Raw genomic sequence first — 19610 nt, 5'->3', positions numbered from 1 at the left:
AATCTACATCAGAGTCACATAAGCGATTTGCTAGTGATGGCTTTGCCTTATTTAAGTTTGCTCCAGGGTTTTCTTAAGAGATAAGAAGGCTTCCTGTACATGCTGGTTACCAGTCTGTGCTGCCACGAAGCGATGAACCCCCCTCGCGTTGTGCAGACCGCGATCCCTGACTACCCTTGCTGTTGTTTCTATTCCCAAAGCGGGCCGGATAGCCTGAACGCCGGATTAGCATCTGCAATTTTTAGTCATTAACGGCAGGCGATCGTGAATCTGCCGTGCATTATCAATCAGGGAAATCATGACAGAACAACGCAACGCCGATCATTACCGCGCTGATGAGCACATTGATCCTTATATCTCGGTTCAGGGTGCAAGAACACATAATCTCAAAGATGTTTCACTGCGATTTCCCCGCAACGCCATGGTGGTGTTCACCGGGGTTTCAGGCTCCGGTAAATCGTCCCTCGCCTTTGATACCCTCTATGCGGAAGCCCAGCGCCGGTTTATCGAGTCGGTGTCACCACATGCCCGTCGTCTGATCGATCAGGCTGCTGCGCCGGATGTGGATAATATTGACGGACTTCCACCCGCGGTGGCGCTTCAGCAGAGCCGGGCTGGCGCGCAGGAGCGTTCAACGGTGGGCAGCCTCACCCGAATTTCTGTCACGCTGCGCCTGCTGTTTTCCCGTGCGGGCGTAAGGCCTGAAGGCGTTCCCTTTATGACCGCCGATTATTTCTCGCCTAACAATCCTGAAGGTGCCTGTCCGCATTGCCAGGGACTGGGAAGAGTGCACACCGTTAAAACCGAGTCGATGGTGCCGGATGGCTCACTGAGCATCCGCCAGGGGACTATCGCTTCCTGGCCCAGAGGCTGGCATAACAAAAACCTGCGCAGCATCCTTGAGACGCTCGGCTACGATGTCGATGCGCCCTGGAATACGCTTTCAGCCCGCGACCAGCAGTGGATACTACTGACTGACGAACAACCATCTGTGCCGATTTTTGTCGGTCTGAACGCTGAGCAGCGCGAAAACGCGCTGGCGGCGGGCGAAGAGCCGGCTTATACCGGCACGTACACCAGTGCAGCAAAAATCGTGCTGCAGAGTTATTCGGGTGGCAGCGAGACGACGAAGAAACGGCTGGCGCGCTTTGTGACGGTCACTCCCTGTTCTGAATGCCACGGTAAAAGGCTAAACCGGGATGCGCTGTCCGTGACCTTTGCCGGGCATGACATTGCCAGCCTGAGTGAGCTGTCGGTCTCAGAGCTCGCTGAACTGCTGAAGCCTTATGCGCGTGGCGCATCACCGGACCTGCCGGCAGAGGCGGCACTGCGTGAGGCGGTCATCCGGATGGCGTCGGATATCTGTATGCGGCTTGAGCAGCTGGAAACGCTGGGTCTGGGTCATCTGGCGCCGGGACGCCGTACCACCGTACTCTCATCCGGCGAGCTGCAGCGCGTGCGTCTGGCCACCCAGCTGATATCGCGGCTGTTTGGCGTGCTTTATGTGCTGGATGAGCCGTCAGCCGGACTGCATCCCGATGATGTCAAATCGCTGCTCGCATCCCTGAAGAACCTGGTGCGTGCCGGTAATTCTCTGGTGGTCGTCGAACATAATATTGACCTCATCGCCGAGGCAGACTGGCTCATTGAGGTCGGCCCCGGCCCGGGAACGCATGGCGGCGAGATCGTCTATAACGGCGAACCAGCAGGGCTTGAAGAAGTCAGTGCGTCACCCACCTCGGGCTATCTTTTCTCACGAAACTATACCGGGCTGCGCCAGCGCCGGCCCGCAGAGAGCTGGCTCTGCTTTGAACAGGTCTATTGCAACAATATTGCCGGAGTGGATATCGCCATCCCTCTGGGGAGAATGACGGCCGTCACCGGCGTGTCCGGCTCCGGAAAATCGACGCTGCTGAATCGCGTGCTTCCGGAAATGCTCGGACGTTTTGACAAAACGCCTGACATCGAGGAGGGCGAGGAAGAGGATCTGGTGCCGCACGTTAAGGGTCAGGTTGTCAGCGGAAGTGACGCCATCGGCCGATTGGTCAGAATCGATCAGCGTCCTATTGGCCGGACACCACGCTCAAATCTGGCCACTTACACCGGATTTTTCGATATCGTCCGCAGGCTGTTTGCAGACACCGACGCGGCGAAAGCCAAAGGCTTCAGCGCCAGCCGGTTTTCCTTCAATCTGCCAGCCGGACGCTGTCCTGCCTGTGAAGGGCAGGGACAGATTTCGATTGAGCTGCTCTTCATGCCGAGCGCTACCGCAACCTGTTCCGTCTGCGCGGGAAGCCGTTATAACCCCGAAACGCTGGAGGTGAAATGGAACAACCTGACGATAGCGGATGTGCTTGATCTGACCGTGGACGACGCCACTAAGGTGTTTCATGGACATGACGGGATCCAGCGTTCGCTTAAGGCACTGACGTCGCTGGGGCTGGGATATCTGACCCTGGGTCAGCCCGCCACTGAACTGTCGGGCGGCGAGTGCCAGCGTATCAAGCTTGCCTGGGAGCTGCAGCGGGTCCAGCGTACGCCCACGCTTTATCTGCTTGATGAACCTTCAACAGGATTGCACCCGTCTGACATGGATAAGCTGCTGGTAGTGCTGGATGAACTGGTAAAGCGTGGTCATACCGTAATTATGGCGGAACACAACATGCGCATAGTGGCAGAGGCGGACTGGGTGATTGATCTGGGTCCCGGCTCGGGTCTTAAAGGAGGAAGGGTTGTCTCCTCCGGCTCACCGGAAGAGGTCAGCGCATCTGCAGAGAGTCTGACTGCGCCCTGGCTTTCCGCACAGCTGAAAAAGAGGGCGGGTGATCCGGATTGCGGTGGATGATTACGCCGCTGAAACTGGTGCATTGTAAGGGCTCAGGCGCAAGCTCCTGAGCCCGTCAGTAATGATAACGGCATGAGGCAATCAATAGAGCATCCCCGCTGACAGCGTACACCAGCCGATGTTCTGCCGTGATTCTGCGTGACCAGAAACCTGCAAGATTATGCTTTAACGGCTCGGGTTTTCCTTTGCCTTCAAAAGGCGTCCTGCTGGCATCTTTGAGCAGCTCGTTTATCTTTTTAACGGTTTTTTTATCGGCATCCTGCCAGTAGAGATAATCTTCCCAGGCTTCTGCGGACCAGGTTAGTTTCACTCAATAATATCCCTGTCAGTCCCGTTACCGCTTTGCAGGCTTTCGATAGAATCCATCAACCTGCGCGCATTTTTAGGTGACCGCAGCAGGTATGCCGTCTCTTCCAGTGAGTTATATTCCTCAAGCGACATCAGCACGCAGGATTCACCGTTCTGGCGAGTGATCAATACCGGCGCTTTATCTTCAACTGTCTGAACCATAGTGGCAGACAGATTCTGTCGGGCTTCGCTGTAACTGATTGCTCTCATAGTACCTCCGTAGTAAGTAATACAAATCATTGTACAATGATAAGCTATGACAAGGAAGCTTAAGTGAGAAGACTGGATATGAAATCGCGAAAGCGACAAAGTAACAGGCGCCTGACAAACCATAACCCTGAGTTTTCATCCGGTCACCATGCTGCTCGAATCAGTGAATACGGGTATTTTCTCATCAGCGCAGCGGCGCATTAACCTGTAACGCATCCAGCTCACGGGCGTCGTGACTGCAAAAAAAGGTGATTTCGCCGCCGCGCTGGCAGGAGAGCTCACGCAGTCGCTGCTGATTGTGTCGTCTGGCCACGTTATCCATGCCCATCATCCACTGGTAAAAGCGCAGTCCTGGCGTGCAGTGCCGTGTCTGCTGCCGCATTTCGCCGCGGTAAAACCAGGCATCGCCGCCGTGCAGCAGCCAGCCATCGGGTTGCTGAATCGCGATACCCGCGTGACCCGGCGTATGGCCCGCCAGCGGAACTAACAAGATCTCCGGCGGTAAGTCACGCAGGCGATTAACCGCCTCAAAACCAAACCACTTTTCTCCCTGCGGCTGATAGGTTTCCCAGTTGCTGATCCCACCCCATTGTCCGGGCCGGTAACGTTCCCGTGACAGCCAGCTATGGCGCTGATGCGCGGTATCCACCTCCTGCTGCAACAGATGAATTCGCGCCTGCGGAAAATCGGTTAGTCCGCCAGCATGATCGAAGTCGAGATGGGTCAGAATAATATGACGCACATCCTCAGCCCGGAAACCCAGTGACGTAACCTGTGACAGTGCGGTGAGATTATCGCGGCGCTGAATATTGTTTAATGCACGGAAAAAGCCGGACAGGCGGCTGCCGGGCGTATGGATATCCTGGCGACCAAAGCCGGTATCCACCAGCACCAGCCCGTCGCGATCCGTCTCAATCAACAGACAGTGACAGACCAGATGTGCTTTCAGGCCTTTACTGAATCCATCATAGAACGCGCCGCCCAGCGGACACATACAGCCACAGTTAAGGTGGTGAATTTTCATCGGGCCTCCATAGGGACAATGGGGATATTTCTGAGAGGCTACGCCCTGTCCGGCGCGCAGCACATCAGCCTGGCTATAGAGTGTAGAGAGGGATGACGCAGTAGGCGGAGCGGTGAAGCGGATAACCGGGCAAAATTGCCGGTTATCCGCCAGAAAGCAGAGGATTATCAGGTGTGGAACAGCGGGAAAGCACCGGTCAGCAGACCGCCTGCCATCAGCACCAGACTGACCAGAATCCCCCACTTAATTGCAAAGCGCTGGTGGTCGCCGATGTCGACTTTCGCCAGACCCACCAGCAGGTAGACTGACGGCACCAGCGGACTCAGCAGGTGGAATGGCTGGCCGACAATAGAAGCGCGGGCGATCTCTTCTGCGGTAATGCCGTAGCTAGCCGCCGTCTGGGCGATAACCGGCAGAATGCCGAAGTAAAAGGCATCATTCGACATAAAGAAGGTAAACGGCAGACTGACCAGCGCGGTGAACACCGCCAGGTAAGGTCCGAAGCTGGGCGGGATCACAGCCAGCAGGCTCTTCGCCATGGCGTCAACCATGCCGGTGCCGGAGAGGATGCCGGTGAAAATACCGGCGGCAAAAATTAATGCGGTCACCGCCAGCACGTTACCGGCATGAGAGCTGATGCGGGCTTTCTGCTCCTCCAGCGTGGGATAGTTGAGCATCACCGCTATCGCAAACGCCAGCATAAACAGGATCTGAATCGGCATTAAACCAATCACCAGCAGCACCAGCAGCACGGTGGTCAGGATGAAGTTAGGCCAGAACATTTTCGGACGGCGATTGGCTGCGCACTCTTCGGCATCGCCCAGCCCCAGCTCAATGTTGTCGAGATGATGATCTTTCATGGTCATCACGCCAAGGCGCTTACGCTCACGCAGGCCAAACAGCACCGCCATCGCCACCAGGCTGGCACAGGCCAGCAGCATGGCTGGCAGCATCGGAATAAAGATATCAAGGGCGTCAATGCGCAGTGCCGCCGCTGCACGGGCTGTCGGACCTCCCCAGGGTGAGAGGTTCATGATGCCGCTGGCAAGGTTCACCAGACAGGTCATCATCAGCACGTTCATGCCCAGCCGGTGATAGAGCGGCAGGAATGCGGCAATGGCAATCATGTAAGTGGTAGAGCTGTCACCATCCAGAGAAACCAGCAGCGTTAGTACCGCCGTTCCGACCAGCACTTTCAGGGGGTCACCGCGCACCATCCGAAGAATAAAGCGCACCAGTGGGTCAAACAATCCGGCATCGATCATCAGACCGAAATAGAGAATGGAGAAGGTCAGCATCACGCCGGTAGGGGCCAGCTTTTTGACGCCGTCCAGCATCATGGCACCCAGACCTGCGTAAAAACCGCCAATCAGCGCAAATATGGTTGGTATCAGGATCAGCGCAATCAAGGCTGACATGCGTTTGGTCATGATCAGATACATGAAGCAAACAACCATGGAAAAACCCAGTATCGTCAGCAAATTAACAGCCCTCGCAATGGCGGAAAAGTAATGAAAAAGTTACATACCGGCAGGAAAATTCAGGTAATTACTTAGCGTGGTAATGATTAACCTGTTGTTTTAATTAACCCTGCATTCAAAGATGATAATAAATAGTTGTCAGTATTTAGCATTTCTTTAACAAAGAAGGGTGATCATGATCATCTTTAAACGGTTCTTAAACGAGATTGTGTGACTGAGATCAAAGGGTGTCGAAGTGTAACCGGGGTTTCGGGCCAGCTGAGGCTGAATCAGGCGGGTAGTAGAGTGGTGGAGAAACAGGGTAACCGGCTGAGCCATGATGCTCAGCCAGTTAACGTTATTAGCTGCCTAACAGCTGAATAATCATCTCAGGGGTTTTATTCGCCATTTTGCTGACGGCCGTCTGACCCTGCTGAATAATCTGGCTGCGTGCCAGCTGGCTTGCTTCTTCAGCATAGTCCGCATCCTGTATGCGGCTGCGAGCCGCTGAGGTATCCACGCCCTGCTGCGATAACACATTACGGTTCGATTCGTAACGGTTGATCTTTGCGCCATAGGTCGACTGATAACCGCTGATCTTCTCGAGCGCGCTATCCAATGCTTTCATGGTGGTTGAGATATCGCCCTCTGTAAGCAGCGTTGTGTTGTTCAGCCCCAGCGTTTTGGTATCCGATGGCGTTGCCGGAATAGTATCCGACTGGATCGGCTGACCGTAATCGGCGCTGGTGACCACCTCCATAGGTTCGCTCTTCTTCGGCGGCGTTGCAGGCAGGCTTTTGGGTTCCGGCAGATTTCCCCAGGTCAGATTACCGGTGAAGGAACCATTGCCCACCACCACCACAATCAAATCCTCGCTGACGGTATCCAGCGTGATGCGCTCAAGCCGGTTACTGGTGATGGTGCCGTTGTTGAAATCGCCGCTGGCGACATCCTCATAGCGATCGCCGTCACCGCTGTAAGTGATGTTCATGCCGTTGTAGGTGCTGCTGTTACTGCTTGCCAGCGTCCAGCTCGGGCCGCCCTCCAGCAACTGCGAGCTGTCATAAGCCGCACCGCTGGCAAATCCGTTACTGCTGGTCAGCAGGCGACTATCCGCGGTAGCCGAATTAGTGATGCTTTTGCTGGCCCAGGTGTAATCAGGCGCACTGCCGTCCAGTGGTGTACCGACCAGGTGCTTACCGTCGCGGGTAAAGAGCTGGAGATCGTCATCCATACCCAGCGAATCAATCGTGATGCTTATCGCTGTCGAGCCTGCCGGGATATAGGCCAGCGGGATCACGCCAGAGGTAAAGGAGTAATTCTTGCCCGGCACCGGAAACTTCGTGTTGATAGGGTCAACGTTACCCAGCTTCGCAGGCGGTAGATCGGGATTATTAGTCGCCAGTGGATAGCGGCCAAAAATCTCAGTGTGGTCTGCCACTTCATTGATGCCTGCCATAATCTGCTGATACTGGCCGTTGATGCTCTGTCGATCGGCGTCCGACAGCGTGCCGTTGGCTGCCTGGACCGACAGGGTGCGCGCCTGGATCAGCAGATCGACGATGCTGCCAAGGCCGCCACTGGCGGTCTGGGAATAGCTGATGGCGTCATTGAGGCCACGCGCTACCACCGCATCGGCATTAATATTGGCCGTCATGCGGTTGGCAATCGCCTGACCTGCCGCGTCATCTTTGGCACTGTTAATTCTCATCCCTGATGATAACCGTTCAACCGTTCGTCCCAGAACAGAGTCAGTGCTGTACCGCGTTTTGTTCGTAATCGCGGCGGTTTCGTTATGGTTGATCGTTAACATGGTCGCTTCGAACAGGGAGAGGAGTCTCTGTTTTATCGGCAGGGTGATAAGCAGCTTTAATCTCTGTGGCGACAAAAAGGCAGGAAATACGGGGCCAGACGGTCAAGAGGCTGATGGTTAACCGCTTTTCAGATAAAAAAAATTAACGGTTCAACCCGGTCAGGAAAAACGCCTGCCACGCGATGACGCAGCAGGCGAACGAAGATCAGTTAAACACCATGCCGCCATCAATCAACAGCGACTGACCGGTCATGTAATCGGAGTCAGGACTGGCCAGGTAGGCGACGCAGGCAGCCACATCTTCCGGTTCAGAAAGACGTCCCAGCGTAATGCGTTTCGCAAACTCCTCGGTGCCGTAACCGACGGGCTTGCCGGCTGCTTCAGAGATCTGGCGGTCGATCTCTTCCCACATCGGTGTTCTGACAATGCCAGGGCAGAAGGCGTTAACCGTGATGCCGGCAGGTGCCAGATCGCGCGCAGCGGTCTGCGTCAGGCCGCGCACGGCAAACTTACTGGAGCTGTAAACCGCCAGCTCCGGATTACCGACATGACCCGCCTGAGAACAGGCGTTGATAATTTTGCCGCCGTGACCTTCTGCAGCAAACGCTTTAATCGCGGCCTGCATGCCCCAGATCACTCCTTTGACATTGACGTTGTAGACCTTGTCGACCACCGCTTCGGTGATCTCAGCAATCGGCGTGGAGGGCGCAATACCGGCATTATTGACGATGACGTCAAAGCCGCCCAGCGTGCGGCGCGCCTCTTCTACCGCTTCCATCACCTGATCACGCTGTGAGACATCGACTTTCAGCGCAATCGCTTTGCCACCCTGCTGGTTGATCTTCTCCGCGACCTGGCGTGCGGTCTCCTGATTAAAATCGGCTACTGCAACCGCCAGTCCATCTTTCGCCAGACGCAGGGCGATCGCTTCACCAATGCCCTGGCCTGCGCCGGTCACAAATGCCACTCTGTTTTTCATCATGATTTCCTTTTTGAGAAATTAAAGAAGCTGGCTCAGATGCAGCTGACCCATCAGCAGCGGGTTGTCGGTGTAATCGACCGGCACCGCGACCACGGCGGGTCCCTGAACATCCATCGCTTTACGCAGCGTCGGCTCCAGCTCTGCCGCACTGGTCACCGCAAAGCCCGCTGCCCCAAACGCTTCGGCGTAGGCTTTGAAATCGACCGGCCCAAAATTGACGCCCGAGACGCGGTGATATTTTTTCTCTTCCTGCATCGCCACCATGTTGTAGGCGTTATCGACCCAGACGATGTGCAGAATGTTGGCTTTTAAGCGAACGGCAGTTTCCAGCTCCATGCTGGATTGCAGGAAACCACCATCGCCGGAAACTGAAACCACTTTGCGCTGTGGCTCGACCAGCCAGGCACCAATCGCCCACGGCAGGGCCACACCCATCGTCTGCTGACCGTTGGAGATCATGATCTGACGGGCCCGGAAGCTGTAGAGATAGCGGGCGATCCAGATGTGGAAGCTGCCCATATCGACGGTAAGGCTGACGTCACTGTTAATGATGTCCTGCATGGCGCGCACAATGCGCAGCGGATGCAGAGCAAACTGATTGAGGCTGGCACCCTGCATCGCCAGCAATTTGCGCTGCTGCTGACGATCCTCAAGGATGGTGGCGGCTTCCGGGGTCAGCTGGAGTGGGGCAGTGATGCGCGCGGCGAGTTTACGCACCGTGGCGGCGATATCACCCACCAGTTCTGCATCCGGCAGATAGCGGTTGTCGGTCTCAGCGGGTATTACGTCGATATGAATCAGGGTGGCGTTACCGCTGTTCCACATCGCCGGTTCATATTCCACCGGGCTGTAGCCGATGGTGACGATCAGGTCAGCCTGTTGCAGCAGCCTGTCGCCCGCCTGGTTGTTAAACAGCCCGACGCGCCCGGCGAAGCGTGAGAAGTGATCCTGTCTGACCGCTCCTGCTGCCTGATAGGTGCTGGTAACCGGAATGTGACTGCGTGTCAGCAGCTCATGAATCGCTTCGCTGTTCTCTGTCTGGCTCGCCATTAATCCCAGCAGGATGACCGGATTTTTAGCCCCGGCGATGGCCTCGCTGACGGCGTCGATCATTGAGTCAGGTGCGGCGCCCAGTACCGGGCGGCCTTTGCTGCTCAACGCTTTGCCGGTAACCGGCTGATCGACAATATCCTGTGGCAGGCTGATAAAGGCACCGCCGCCCCGGCCATGTTCGGCGTGGCGAAACGCATTCGACAGGCATTCAGAAAGTGCAGCGGGGTCGGTGACCTCAACCGCATATTTAGTGATTGGGCGAAACATTGAAACCGTGTCCATGCTCTGATGAACCTGCTTGGCGCTGTCGGAGCGCTTCACCTGACCGCCGATAGCCACCACCGGATCGCCTTCGCTGGTGGCGGTGGCCATGCCGGTGATCAGGTTGGAGCAGCCCGGCCCGGAGGTGACCAGCGCCACGCCCGCATTGCCGGTAAGGCGGCCCACTGCGGCGGCCATAAATGCAGCGTTAGCTTCGTGGCGAACCGGGATGGTCTGGATGGAGGAATCCAGCAGTGAGTCGAAGACTTTATCAATTTTTGCGCCAGGAATGCCAAAGACGTGGCGGACGCCCTGTGCCTCAAGTTGCGCCACCACCAGGTCAGCGCCGCAGGTCCAGAGTGTGGTATCGGTTGGAGTTTTCATCGTCATTCCTCTGATTAGCTTTCTACCGCACGAATCGCGGCGTCAAGATTGGCGGGGTTCAGGTCGGCATTGAGAAAATCGCTATCCTGCGGCAAATCCACGACCAGCTTGCTGATGGCACCAAAGGTCAGGGTGCCCTGTTCCAGCGCATAATCGAGAATGTGGCCGCCGCCTTCGCGGTCGTCGGTAATAAAATGTTCGTGATAGCCCGCAACGTTAATGCCCTGCATATATTGCGGTGTACGGAATCCGATCAGTTCGCCCGCGCGCTGGCTGAAGGCAAAGGTCGGCTGATCGTCCAGAACTTCCGGCATTGAGCGATAGGGACGACACTGGCATGGCACGGTGCGGGTCTCGACGCGACTGAAACGACCGCTGATGCGCAGCGCGCAGAACTGGTTATCGGAGGTGATTTCGTTGTCGATCACCTGATGAATCGCCTCACGCGACATCGGCCGGTCAAATTCATACAGATGCTGCGGTTTAAAAAAGGTCATCACGGCGAACGGAGTTTTCTGCGCCGGATCGGCCGGGTGCGCGCTGCCGTCGGCGTGCAGCTGATAGACCTTGCTGTCAAACGCGATCATCTCGCCATCCAGCCGGTTAAAGGTACCCAGGCCGAAATCCCCTTTACGCAGCAGGTCGGCAATACGGACATTGCCGTCGTAAACGCCACTCAGCAGCGCACTCATTAAAGAGGTCTGATAGATAACGCTTTCTGGTGCATCCTGGGAAAGCGTCAGGACAGTATGTTTTAGTTGATCCTCACAGGAACAATCAGTTACACAATTGCTCATTTGATGCCTCATCGATTAACCGTTAAGCCGTGTTAACCTAATGGTGAACCGATTCAGTCGGTGGGTCCAATAGCGAAACCTGTTAACTTTGAGACGTTTTTGATATGGAACTTCGCCACCTGCGTTATTTTGTTGCCGTAGCCGAGACGCTTCACTTCACTCGTGCCGCCGAGATACTGGGCATATCGCAGCCGCCGCTGAGTCAGCAGATACTGCGGCTGGAGCAGGAAATTGGCACACCGTTGCTGAAGCGCCTGACGCGCGGAGTGGAACTCACCGAAGCGGGCGAAGCGTTTCTGGCAGATGCCCGGCAGATTGTGCAACTGGCCGATCAGGCGCTGGAGAACGCACGCGGTATTGCGCGCGGGATCAGTGGTCAGCTGTCGCTGGGATTTGCCAGCTCGGTAGCGTTTAATCCACGCATCTTCACCCTGATCCGCCAGTTTAAAGAACGTTATCCGGCGATGGAGCTGCTGACCCGCGAAGAGAATATGTCTTTGCTGATGCAGGATTTACAGGAGGGATTGCTGGATGCCGCTTTTATCCGGCTGCCGTGTGAAAGCAGCAAGGCGTTTAATCTGCGCGTCATCTCCACCGAAAAGATGCTGATTGCGCTGCCGCGCTGCCATCCCCTTAGCGGCACACCCACCGTGGCGCTATCCGCGCTGGCGGGGGAAACCCTGGTGATCTTCCCGCGCGACGTCTCGCCCAGCCTGTATGAGTTGATTGTCACTGCCTGTCTGCGGGCGGGCTTTTCGCGCCACACTTTTCAGCAGGCTCCGCAGATCACTACGTCGCTGGGCATGGTGGCGGCGGGCTGCGGGATTGCGCTGGTGCCGGAGTCGATGCGCTGCGTCGATAACCCCGGGGTCAGCTTCTGCGATATCGAAAACAACACGCTATTTACCGACGTTGCCTTTGCCTGGCGTCGGCTTCATCCGTCAAAAGCGGTGCTGCACCTGCTGGCGCTGCTGGCAGAACAGCCTGCGGCACCAGGCGAAGCGGGTTGATAAGCGCCAGCTATTGAACTGAAAACAATAACCAACTGGCGGCCAGGGACCGGGATGCCAATAATCGGTGCATGACTACATACCGCGTAAGAGTCGGGTTTCACAACCCGTCAGCCCTGACATTCAGGCAACTGGATGAAATTCTGGAGCCGCAGCGATTCTGGAGAACAGATTCGGCGGGCGGCCAGTTCCGCTATTTCATGGAGTATGAGTACCAGTCTGACGTGCGCGATCTCTGTTCGGTCTGCTCGCTGGCCTACAGTCAGGCCTGCAAAGTCAGAAAGTGCCCGCTGATTCTGGTCGAGGTGATGAACTGATCCTTTCCGGCGATCCCGCCGTTCTCAGCACGGGATCGCCGGGTATTGTTTTAACGTGAACCGCGCTGCATCAACAGACTTAACGCGGCGGGCAGCACCGTGAGCGTTACCAGCGTACCGCTGACCAGACCGCCAATAATCGCCAGTGCCATGGGCCCCCAGAAAACCTGATGGGCGATGGGGATCATGCCGAGTATTGCCGCACAGGCGGTCAGCAGAATGGGACGCGCACGGTGATGGGCAGCCTGCCGGATTGCCTCACCCGCGGGCAGTCCGGCCCGGCTATTCGCATCAACTTCACTGATCATGATCACCGCGTTGCGGATGATGATCCCCGCCAGGGCAATAATCCCCAGCAGTGCCACGAACCCCAGCGGTGTGCCAGCCGGCAGCATCGCGGATACGATGCCGGGCAGGCCAAACGGTGCCATGCTCAGCGCCAGCAGCATGCCGGAGAAGCGTTGCAGCTGAATCATCAGCAAGACCAGCATGACGCAGATTGTTACCGGCAGCAGAGCAAACACTGAACCGTTGCCTTTGTCCGATTCGGCCGCCACGCCACCTTCTTCAATACCGTATCCGGCCGTCAGCGAGGCGCGCAGAGCGGCGACGGCTGGTGCGAGCTGCTGCGAGACCTGTTCAGCCCGCTGACCGGGCGCAATATCGGTCTGTACGGTGATGTAAGCCAGCCGCTGACGTCGCCATATCACCGGGTCATCCACTCCCCAGTTCAGGGTTGCCACCTGTCGCAGCGGGATTTTCTGTCCGCTGGCATTGGTGATCATCAATCCTGCCAGTGTGTCAGTGTCCTGCCGCTCCGGGTCATTGCTGCGCAGCACGACGTCGATCAGGCGGTTACGATCGCGCAGGGTGGTCACCACGCTGCCGGACATCAGAGTATTCAGCGAGGTGGCTATCGTTTCGGAAGAGAGTCCGGCTGCGCGGGCTGCGGTCTGGTTCACCGCCAGCGTCATGACCCGTTCTGGCTCTCCGGCGGTAAGATTGACCTCGCGTGTCAGCGATGAGCGGGCGATCAGCGCCGCCAGCCGATCGGCCGCCTGACGCACCCTGGCATTATCCGGGCCGGTGATGCGATATTTCAGCGGCCAGCCGACCGGTGGCCCCAGCTCCAGCGGCGATACCCGGGTAGTGATATCACTGAAATCCACCGCCAGCTTCTGCTCCAGCCTGCTGCGCAGCCGATCGCGTGCCGCCAGATCTTTCGCCACCACCACCAGCTGCGCGATGTTTTCATTATCCAGCAGCACATCCATCGGCAGATAAAAGCGTATCGCGCCCGAGCCAACGTAGCTGGTGTAGTTCGCCACATCCCGATCGTTGCGCAGCATCTGTTCCAGCTGTGCGGTTCGGCGGGTGGTTTCAGCCTGGGCTGCACTGGCGGGAAGCGTCAGGCTGACCAGCAGCTCGGGGCGATCCGACGCAGGGAAAAATTCACCCTGCATAAAAGTGGTGGCGTAAAGGCTGACCAGCAGCACCGCCATCGCTGTGCCAATCGTCACCAGCCGGTGACGCAGAATCACCTCCAGCAGCCGGTGATAGCTGCGCGTCAGCACGCCCGGCGGCTTATCGGCCTTGATGTGCCTGGCCGACAGCAGCCAGCAGCCGGTGAGCGGAGAGAAGATGACCGCGACGACCCACGAGCAGAGCAGCGCCAGGGTAATCACCACAAACAATGAGTAGCAATATTCTCCGGCACTGGAGGCGGCGAACCCGACCGGAATGAACCCGGCGATCATTACCAGCGTACCGGTCAGCATCGGAAATGCGGTGGTTTTAAACGCATAGGTGGCGGCCTGCCACTTGCTGTCGCCCGCTTCCAGTCGCGCCACCATTGCCTCGACGGTGATCATGGCATCATCCACCAGCAGCCCCAGCGCGATGATTAGCGCGCCAAGCGAGATGCGCTGGAGTCCGATGCCTGCCATTAACATGCCGGTAAAGGTCATTGCCAGTACCAGCGGGATCGCCGCCGCAACGACCAGACCGGCACGCAGTCCCAGCGAGACAAAGGAGACGGCTAACACGATGACGACCGCTTCGCCCAGTATCCGGACAAAGCCGCTGACCGCGTTTTTCACCACGGAAGACTGGTCGGCCACGCGGGTCATAGTAATACCGTGCGGTAACTGACTGGCCAGCATCTGCATGCGCTGACTGAGTTGCTGACCGAAATCGAGCATGTTGCCGCTGCCGGCCATGGAGATCGCCAGCCCGATAGCCGGAACGCCGTTAACTCTAAACGTCGGCGCCGGAGGTTCGGCAGGTTGCAGGCTGATGGTGGCCAGATCGGTCAGCGGAATAAAACGCTCACCGATATGCAGGGTAATCGCCCGCAGATTTTCAACCGAAGTCAGGGTGCCGCTGACCCGCAGCGCAATATTCTCGCGGTCGGTACGCAGGCTGCCCGCCGGGACGACATCGTTCTGAGCTTTAATGGCGGCGCTGACCTGCTGTAAATCGAGCCCCATGCCGTTCAGCTTGCGCGGCGAAAAGGCGATAACCACCTGCTGCTCCTGTACACCTAACAGGCTGGTTTTACCGATGTCGGGCAGACTGGCCAGATTGCGACGCAGGTTATCGACCCGGTCGCGTAGCTCTCTGGCGGTAAAACCCTCCGCCGTGAAGCCATAAATGGTGCCGAAGGTGTCATCAAATTCGTCGTTAACGGCCGGACCCTGCACGCCCTGCGGCAGTGAAGGGGCAACATCCTGCATCTTTTTACGCAGCTGGTACCAGATGCCGGCCACCTGAGAGGGCGGCGTGTCATCGCGCAGGTTGACATAGATGACGGTTTGTCCGGCGCGGGTTTCGCTCTCAACCGCATCCAGCGACGGGATCTCCTGCACTTTCTGTTCCAGTACGTCAGTGAGCAGTTGCACCGTGGTGTTCACATCAGCGCCTGGCCATTGGGCTGATATTACGGCGGTTTTGATAGTAAACGCCGGGTCTTCATTGCGTGACAGATGTTCATAGCTCAGCACACCCGCCGCCATGACCAGCAGCATGAAAAAGATCACCAGTTGCTGATGCGCCAGCGCCCAGCCGGAGAGGTTAAAGCCAGACGTTTTTTTCATGGAGCCTCCTGCGAAAGCGCCACTTTTTCGCCAGGTTGCAGGGTGCTGACTCCGGCGGTGACGACGCGCTCTCCCGGCTTGATCCCGGCAGTGACGAAGATTTGCTGCGCGTTAAAGCGGGCCAGCACTACCGGACGAAGCTGCAGGCGTGACGCCGCATCAACGACCAGCAGCGCGGGTTTGTCTGCGGAGCGGGTCAGGGCGCTGGCGGGCAGGGCGATGACCGGCGGCTGCGCATCGGGAAGGGTGACAATGACTGTGGCACCGGGTGCCATCGCCTCAGGCGGCTGATTCAGTGAGATGCGCAGCCGCCATGTGCGGGTCTGTGGATCGGCCTGCGGGCTGATGTCACGCACTGTGCCACTGGCCTGCACGCCGGGATCGGCGAGCAGCGTCACTTTCAGCGGTGTCCGATCATCAGGATGCAGCAGCGCAGGCGTTGTCAGGTCAAACACCGCATCGCGTGCATCCCCTGCTGCCAGCGTCATCACATTTTGTCCGGCGCTGACCACCTGACCTGGCTGAACCGTGATGGCGGTGATCCGGCCTGCTGCAGGCGCAGTCAGCTGAGTCCAGCTGAGGTTATCCTGGGCATTTTTCAGAGCCGCTTCGCTGCTGAGACGGCGGGACTGCGCGCTCTGCCAGTCCGCCTGGGCGCTGTCCAGCTGGCTGCGGGCGATGGCCCCTCCGGGCATCAGCAGCCGCATCCGATGCAGGTTAAGCGCGGCGACCCGTTCGGCGGCGCGTGCGCTGTCGAGATCGGCCCGTGCGCTGCTTAGCTGATTGCGTGACTGATCATTTTCCAGCGCTGCCAGCGATTGCCCGGCGCTGACGCGATCGCCCAGCTCAACCGCACGGCTCACCACCCGGCCATCCAGTCTGAAGGCTAGCGCGACCTCTTCATGAGCGCGGATTTCGCCAGTCAGCACCAGCGATGCATCACTGCTGAGCGGTGGAGCAATCACCGATTTAACCGGGCGGAGCGGGGCGGCAGGCGGAGCAGAACTATTGTCCCGGCAACCGGTCATGATGAATACCCCGAGCAGCACGAAGATGATCGGCGCAAAGATGTGAATACCGAAGAGATGACGCCACACCTGGCGGGCAGCATCCGATAAGAAGTCTGTCATAACCGGGTTCCTTTAATGAGTTGTGCTCATTGAACCCGGCATGTGTCCAGAAACGTTCCATGAACCATCAAGAAATGGTCAAGCCAGAACAATTTATCTCGTCGGCAGCGTTATCCCGATCAGCAGACCGCCGTCGGCGGGCAGTGTGGCGTGAAGCGACCCGCCGTGCGCCTCGACAATCGCTTTGGCAATCGACAGTCCCAGACCGCTGCCGCCGGAGTGGCGGGCGCGTGAGGAGTCAGCGCGGGTAAAGCGGTCAAACAATTGCGGCAGGAAGTCCGGCTCCACACCCTGACCATAATCGCGGAAGGTCATTATGATCGCCTGATCGTTCTGGCTGGCCGTGATCAGCAACGCGCCACCGTCGGCAGCGTAGCGCATTGCATTCTCACAGATGATGGTCACTACCTGGCCCAGCCGGAAGGTATCGGCATACAGCCGCAGATCGTTGGGTGATGTCACGCTGATGGCAATCCCCGCCTGTTCTGCCTGCGGCAGAAGCCAGCCGGAGCGCTCGCGCAGTAACTCGCTGAGATTAAACCACTCGCGGTTCAGGGTAAGCTGCCCGGCATCCGCCAGTGACAAGAGATGCAGTTCGTCTGTCAGGCGACTGAGCTGCGTCAGTTGCTTCATGATCATCGCCAGCTGTTGCGGTTCGGCAGGAAAGACGCCATCCAGAATGCCCTGCAGGCGGCCCATTGCGGCCGTCAGTGGCGAGCGAAGCTCATGCGCCATCGCCACATGCGAGGTGCGCAGCTCACGCTCGTAACGCGCCAGCTGCTGCGTCATCTGATTAAAATCTTCGGTAAAGCGCACCAGCTCCTGTGGGGCTTCTTTTACGATTACCGCCGATCGGCCAAATTCGCCTTTTGAAACCGCTCGCGCCGCGGTAGCCAGCTGGCTGAACTGCGCCGACAGCGGACGGGCGAAACGCAGCGCCATCAGCACCATAAACGGAATCGTTACCACGACCAGCACGATCACGGTAAGCCAGTCCGACGAGGCCAGCGACGGATCGGAGAAGTTGATGCCCCACCACTGGTCCATAATCTGATGAAAGCGTGCCGGATCGCTGGCAGGGTGGTGGCGCAACCGGGTGAACTCCTCCAGCAGCGCGGGCGGCATCCGGTAATAGACCCAGTACGCCTGCACTGCGAAGCGCAGCCACATACAGATGGCGATGAGTACCACGCTGCCAATCGCCAGAAACAGCACCCGGATGCAGATCCAGCGCCACAATGAAGTATGCGTATCGTTCTTCATGGCTGTCTGAACCGGTAACCGACGCTGCGCACTGCCGGTAAGACATCAGAGATGCCCGCGGCTTCCAGTTTGCGACGCAGGTTATAGACGTGGGTATCGACCACCCGCTCAAGCGCATCGCTTTCCGGCAGACAGTGCTCCAGCAGAAACAGGCGGGTAAACGGACGCGTCGGAGCGCGCATCAGGGTGACCAGCAGGGAAAATTCGGTTGGTGTCAGATCGAGGCGGCGCGGTGAAGCACTGTCGCTATCGACCACTGCGGTGAGTGCCACCGGGTCCACCACTAAACCCGCCCAACGCAGGGTTTCTGCCGCGGGCACCTGACTCTGCTGGCTGCGGCGCAGTACTGCCTGAACGCGCGCCACCACTTCGCCCGGATGATAGGGTTTGACCACGTAGTCATCCGCGCCATAGCGCAGTGCGCCGATGCGGTCCGGCGCATCACCCATCGCGGTCACCATGATCACCGGGGTATCGTCACGACGTCGCAGCGCTGCCAGCACTTCAGTGCCGTTCATGCCGGGCAGCATGATATCCAGCAGGATCAGATCGGGCTGCCAGCGTCTGGCGGCATCCAGCCCGCCTGGCCCATCACCGGCAATCATGACCTCATAATTTTCACGTTTCAGGTAGGCCTCAAGTACGCCCGCCGCATCAGCATCATCTTCAATAATCAGTACACGTTTTGACTGCATTTTCGGATCACCTTGACTGTTTCTTCATAAATCCCTGGTCGTTAATTGACACTCGCCTCGCATACTCCGGCCATTGACGCGGCTCTGAACCCCTCAGCTCCGCACCTGATGTGATAATGAGGAAACGTGATGATAACCGGAAAAATAACGCTGCACATGGTCTGTTTTTCGCTGGGATTCAGTGCCGCGACTGCCATGGCTGATGAGACTACGCCGCCGCCAAGCGTCACGCTGGGCATTGCAGGTATCAATGCACCACGCTATAGCGGCGCAGATAAGCAACACTGGCAGCTGATGCCGGTGATCCAGGCACGCGACGGGGCCTTCTTTTTAGACTCACAGAAAGGCATTGGCTATGACCTGCAGGCAGATAATGGACTGTATCTGGAACATACGCTGGGCTACGGGCTGGGCCGTTCTGACCAGAATTCATCCTGGCGAGATGGGGATGACCGGCTCAGAGGCATGGGGAACATCGACGCAACGATGAACACCGCGCTGGCGCTGGGATGGTCGGTAACGCCGTGGCTGGTGCTGGAGGGCAAAGCGACGCTGCCATTAAGTGATAGTCAGGGTGTGCAGTACCGCACTTCCGTTACCCTGATCCCCTGGCAGACCAGTGACGATACCGTGGCACTGCAGGTGGCGGGACTGTTTGGCGACGGGCGTTATATGAATACCTGGTATGGCGTTAACCGCAAGCAAAGTGCGCGCAGTGGATTTGAACGGTACGACGCCGCGGGTGGATTTTATGGCACCGATACCAGCCTGACCTGGAGCCATCAGTTCACGCCTGCCTGGGCTGCCAGTGTGATCGGTGACTACAGCTGGCTGGATAAGCATGCTTCAGATAGCCCCATCGTTGCACGGCACAACGGCGCATCGGCCACCCTGGCATTGAGCTACACCTTCTGAATGGCACC

The 19610-nt window shown here is 57.8% G+C and carries 16 protein-coding genes; 4 read left to right on the top strand and 12 right to left on the bottom strand.

Features of this window, described 5'->3' with window-relative positions:
• Positions 1-298: 298 nt before the first annotated feature.
• Positions 299-2845, top strand: coding sequence for an excinuclease ABC subunit A (locus ACO6VX_RS13415; RefSeq protein WP_422431697.1), 2547 nt, complete (start codon positions 299-301; stop codon positions 2843-2845).
• Positions 2846-2900: 55 nt separating this feature from the next.
• On the opposite strand, the gene ACO6VX_RS13410 is transcribed toward ACO6VX_RS13415, so the two are convergent.
• The 8 genes from ACO6VX_RS13410 to budA form a co-directional block, all read right to left on the bottom strand.
• The gene (locus tag ACO6VX_RS13410) at positions 2901-3155 is read right to left on the bottom strand and encodes a Txe/YoeB family addiction module toxin (RefSeq protein WP_010256862.1); all 255 of its coding nucleotides are present in this window, start codon (positions 3153-3155) and stop codon (positions 2901-2903) included.
• Entirely contained in the window at positions 3152-3403 is a 252-nt protein-coding gene (yefM, locus tag ACO6VX_RS13405; RefSeq protein ID WP_010256861.1) for a YoeB-YefM toxin-antitoxin system antitoxin YefM, read from the bottom strand. The genes ACO6VX_RS13410 and yefM overlap by 4 nt, the downstream gene beginning before the upstream one ends.
• A gap of 184 nt (positions 3404-3587) precedes the next feature.
• Positions 3588-4427, bottom strand: a complete 840-nt coding sequence (locus tag ACO6VX_RS13400; RefSeq protein ID WP_159227283.1) for an MBL fold metallo-hydrolase — start codon at positions 4425-4427, stop codon at positions 3588-3590.
• Positions 4428-4594: 167 nt separating this feature from the next.
• Positions 4595-5908, bottom strand: a complete 1314-nt coding sequence (locus ACO6VX_RS13395; protein WP_010256858.1) for a CitMHS family transporter — start codon at positions 5906-5908, stop codon at positions 4595-4597.
• A gap of 340 nt (positions 5909-6248) precedes the next feature.
• Positions 6249-7700, bottom strand: coding sequence for a flagellin (locus ACO6VX_RS13390; protein WP_422431693.1), 1452 nt, complete (start codon positions 7698-7700; stop codon positions 6249-6251).
• Positions 7701-7905: 205 nt separating this feature from the next.
• The gene (locus ACO6VX_RS13385; protein ID WP_022624207.1) at positions 7906-8679 is read right to left on the bottom strand and encodes a (S)-acetoin forming diacetyl reductase; all 774 of its coding nucleotides are present in this window, start codon (positions 8677-8679) and stop codon (positions 7906-7908) included.
• A gap of 21 nt (positions 8680-8700) precedes the next feature.
• A complete protein-coding gene (gene alsS, locus ACO6VX_RS13380) occupies positions 8701-10380 on the bottom strand; it encodes an acetolactate synthase AlsS (RefSeq protein WP_010256852.1) in 1680 nt (559 codons plus the stop codon).
• 14 nt (positions 10381-10394) lie between these two features.
• Positions 10395-11177, bottom strand: a complete 783-nt coding sequence (gene budA, locus ACO6VX_RS13375; protein ID WP_033759870.1) for an acetolactate decarboxylase — start codon at positions 11175-11177, stop codon at positions 10395-10397.
• A gap of 104 nt (positions 11178-11281) precedes the next feature.
• On the opposite strand from budA, the gene ACO6VX_RS13370 reads away from it, so the two are divergent.
• Entirely contained in the window at positions 11282-12187 is a 906-nt protein-coding gene (locus tag ACO6VX_RS13370) for a LysR family transcriptional regulator (RefSeq protein WP_022624205.1), read from the top strand.
• Positions 12188-12258: 71 nt separating this feature from the next.
• Complete coding sequence (locus ACO6VX_RS13365) at positions 12259-12504, top strand: hypothetical protein (RefSeq protein ID WP_010256845.1); 246 nt, start codon at positions 12259-12261, stop codon at positions 12502-12504.
• 50 nt (positions 12505-12554) lie between these two features.
• Here the strand turns inward: ACO6VX_RS13365 and ACO6VX_RS13360 are convergent, their stop codons facing one another.
• The 4 genes from ACO6VX_RS13360 to ACO6VX_RS13345 form a co-directional block, all read right to left on the bottom strand.
• A complete protein-coding gene (locus ACO6VX_RS13360; protein ID WP_422431688.1) occupies positions 12555-15599 on the bottom strand; it encodes an efflux RND transporter permease subunit in 3045 nt (1014 codons plus the stop codon).
• Positions 15596-16729 carry an efflux RND transporter periplasmic adaptor subunit gene (locus ACO6VX_RS13355; protein WP_010256842.1) on the bottom strand — a complete coding sequence of 378 codons (1134 nt, stop codon included), beginning with the start codon at positions 16727-16729 and terminating at the stop codon, positions 15596-15598. Before ACO6VX_RS13355 ends, ACO6VX_RS13360 begins: the two co-directional genes overlap by 4 nt.
• A gap of 93 nt (positions 16730-16822) precedes the next feature.
• Positions 16823-17992: a sensor histidine kinase gene (locus ACO6VX_RS13350; RefSeq protein ID WP_045139825.1), complete on the bottom strand. Its 1170-nt coding sequence runs from the start codon at positions 17990-17992 to the stop codon at positions 16823-16825.
• Positions 17989-18687 (bottom strand): response regulator, encoded by a 699-nt coding sequence (locus ACO6VX_RS13345; RefSeq protein WP_010256840.1) that lies wholly within the window; start codon positions 18685-18687, stop codon positions 17989-17991. The genes ACO6VX_RS13350 and ACO6VX_RS13345 overlap by 4 nt, the downstream gene beginning before the upstream one ends.
• Positions 18688-18816: 129 nt before the next feature.
• Here ACO6VX_RS13345 and ACO6VX_RS13340 point away from each other — a divergent pair, with 129 nt between their 5' ends.
• Positions 18817-19602 carry a MipA/OmpV family protein gene (locus ACO6VX_RS13340; RefSeq protein ID WP_111534836.1) on the top strand — a complete coding sequence of 262 codons (786 nt, stop codon included), beginning with the start codon at positions 18817-18819 and terminating at the stop codon, positions 19600-19602.
• Positions 19603-19610: the final 8 nt, after the last annotated feature.

It is taken from the genome of Pantoea sp. BJFS-204 (genome assembly GCF_049310725.1).
GTDB classification, from domain to species: domain Bacteria; phylum Pseudomonadota; class Gammaproteobacteria; order Enterobacterales; family Enterobacteriaceae; genus Pantoea; species Pantoea agglomerans.
The sequence above is the reverse complement of the archived record's forward strand: the minus strand, read 5'-3'. Positions and strand labels throughout refer to the sequence as shown.

Coding starts and splice junctions, on each gene's coding strand:
- ACO6VX_RS13415 (WP_422431697.1), top strand. CDS start 299: ATGACAGAACAACGCAACGCCGATCATTACCGCGCTGATGAGCACATT.
- yefM (WP_010256861.1), bottom strand. CDS start 3,403: ATGAGAGCAATCAGTTACAGCGAAGCCCGACAGAATCTGTCTGCCACT.
- ACO6VX_RS13400 (WP_159227283.1), bottom strand. CDS start 4,427: ATGAAAATTCACCACCTTAACTGTGGCTGTATGTGTCCGCTGGGCGGC.
- ACO6VX_RS13390 (WP_422431693.1), bottom strand. CDS start 7,700: ATGTTAACGATCAACCATAACGAAACCGCCGCGATTACGAACAAAACG.
- ACO6VX_RS13385 (WP_022624207.1), bottom strand. CDS start 8,679: ATGAAAAACAGAGTGGCATTTGTGACCGGCGCAGGCCAGGGCATTGGT.
- alsS (WP_010256852.1), bottom strand. CDS start 10,380: ATGAAAACTCCAACCGATACCACACTCTGGACCTGCGGCGCTGACCTG.
- budA (WP_033759870.1), bottom strand. CDS start 11,177: ATGAGCAATTGTGTAACTGATTGTTCCTGTGAGGATCAACTAAAACAT.
- ACO6VX_RS13370 (WP_022624205.1), top strand. CDS start 11,282: ATGGAACTTCGCCACCTGCGTTATTTTGTTGCCGTAGCCGAGACGCTT.
- ACO6VX_RS13365 (WP_010256845.1), top strand. CDS start 12,259: ATGACTACATACCGCGTAAGAGTCGGGTTTCACAACCCGTCAGCCCTG.
- ACO6VX_RS13360 (WP_422431688.1), bottom strand. CDS start 15,599: ATGAAAAAAACGTCTGGCTTTAACCTCTCCGGCTGGGCGCTGGCGCAT.
- ACO6VX_RS13355 (WP_010256842.1), bottom strand. CDS start 16,729: ATGACAGACTTCTTATCGGATGCTGCCCGCCAGGTGTGGCGTCATCTC.
- ACO6VX_RS13350 (WP_045139825.1), bottom strand. CDS start 17,992: ATGAAGAACGATACGCATACTTCATTGTGGCGCTGGATCTGCATCCGG.
- ACO6VX_RS13345 (WP_010256840.1), bottom strand. CDS start 18,687: ATGCAGTCAAAACGTGTACTGATTATTGAAGATGATGCTGATGCGGCG.
- ACO6VX_RS13340 (WP_111534836.1), top strand. CDS start 18,817: ATGATAACCGGAAAAATAACGCTGCACATGGTCTGTTTTTCGCTGGGA.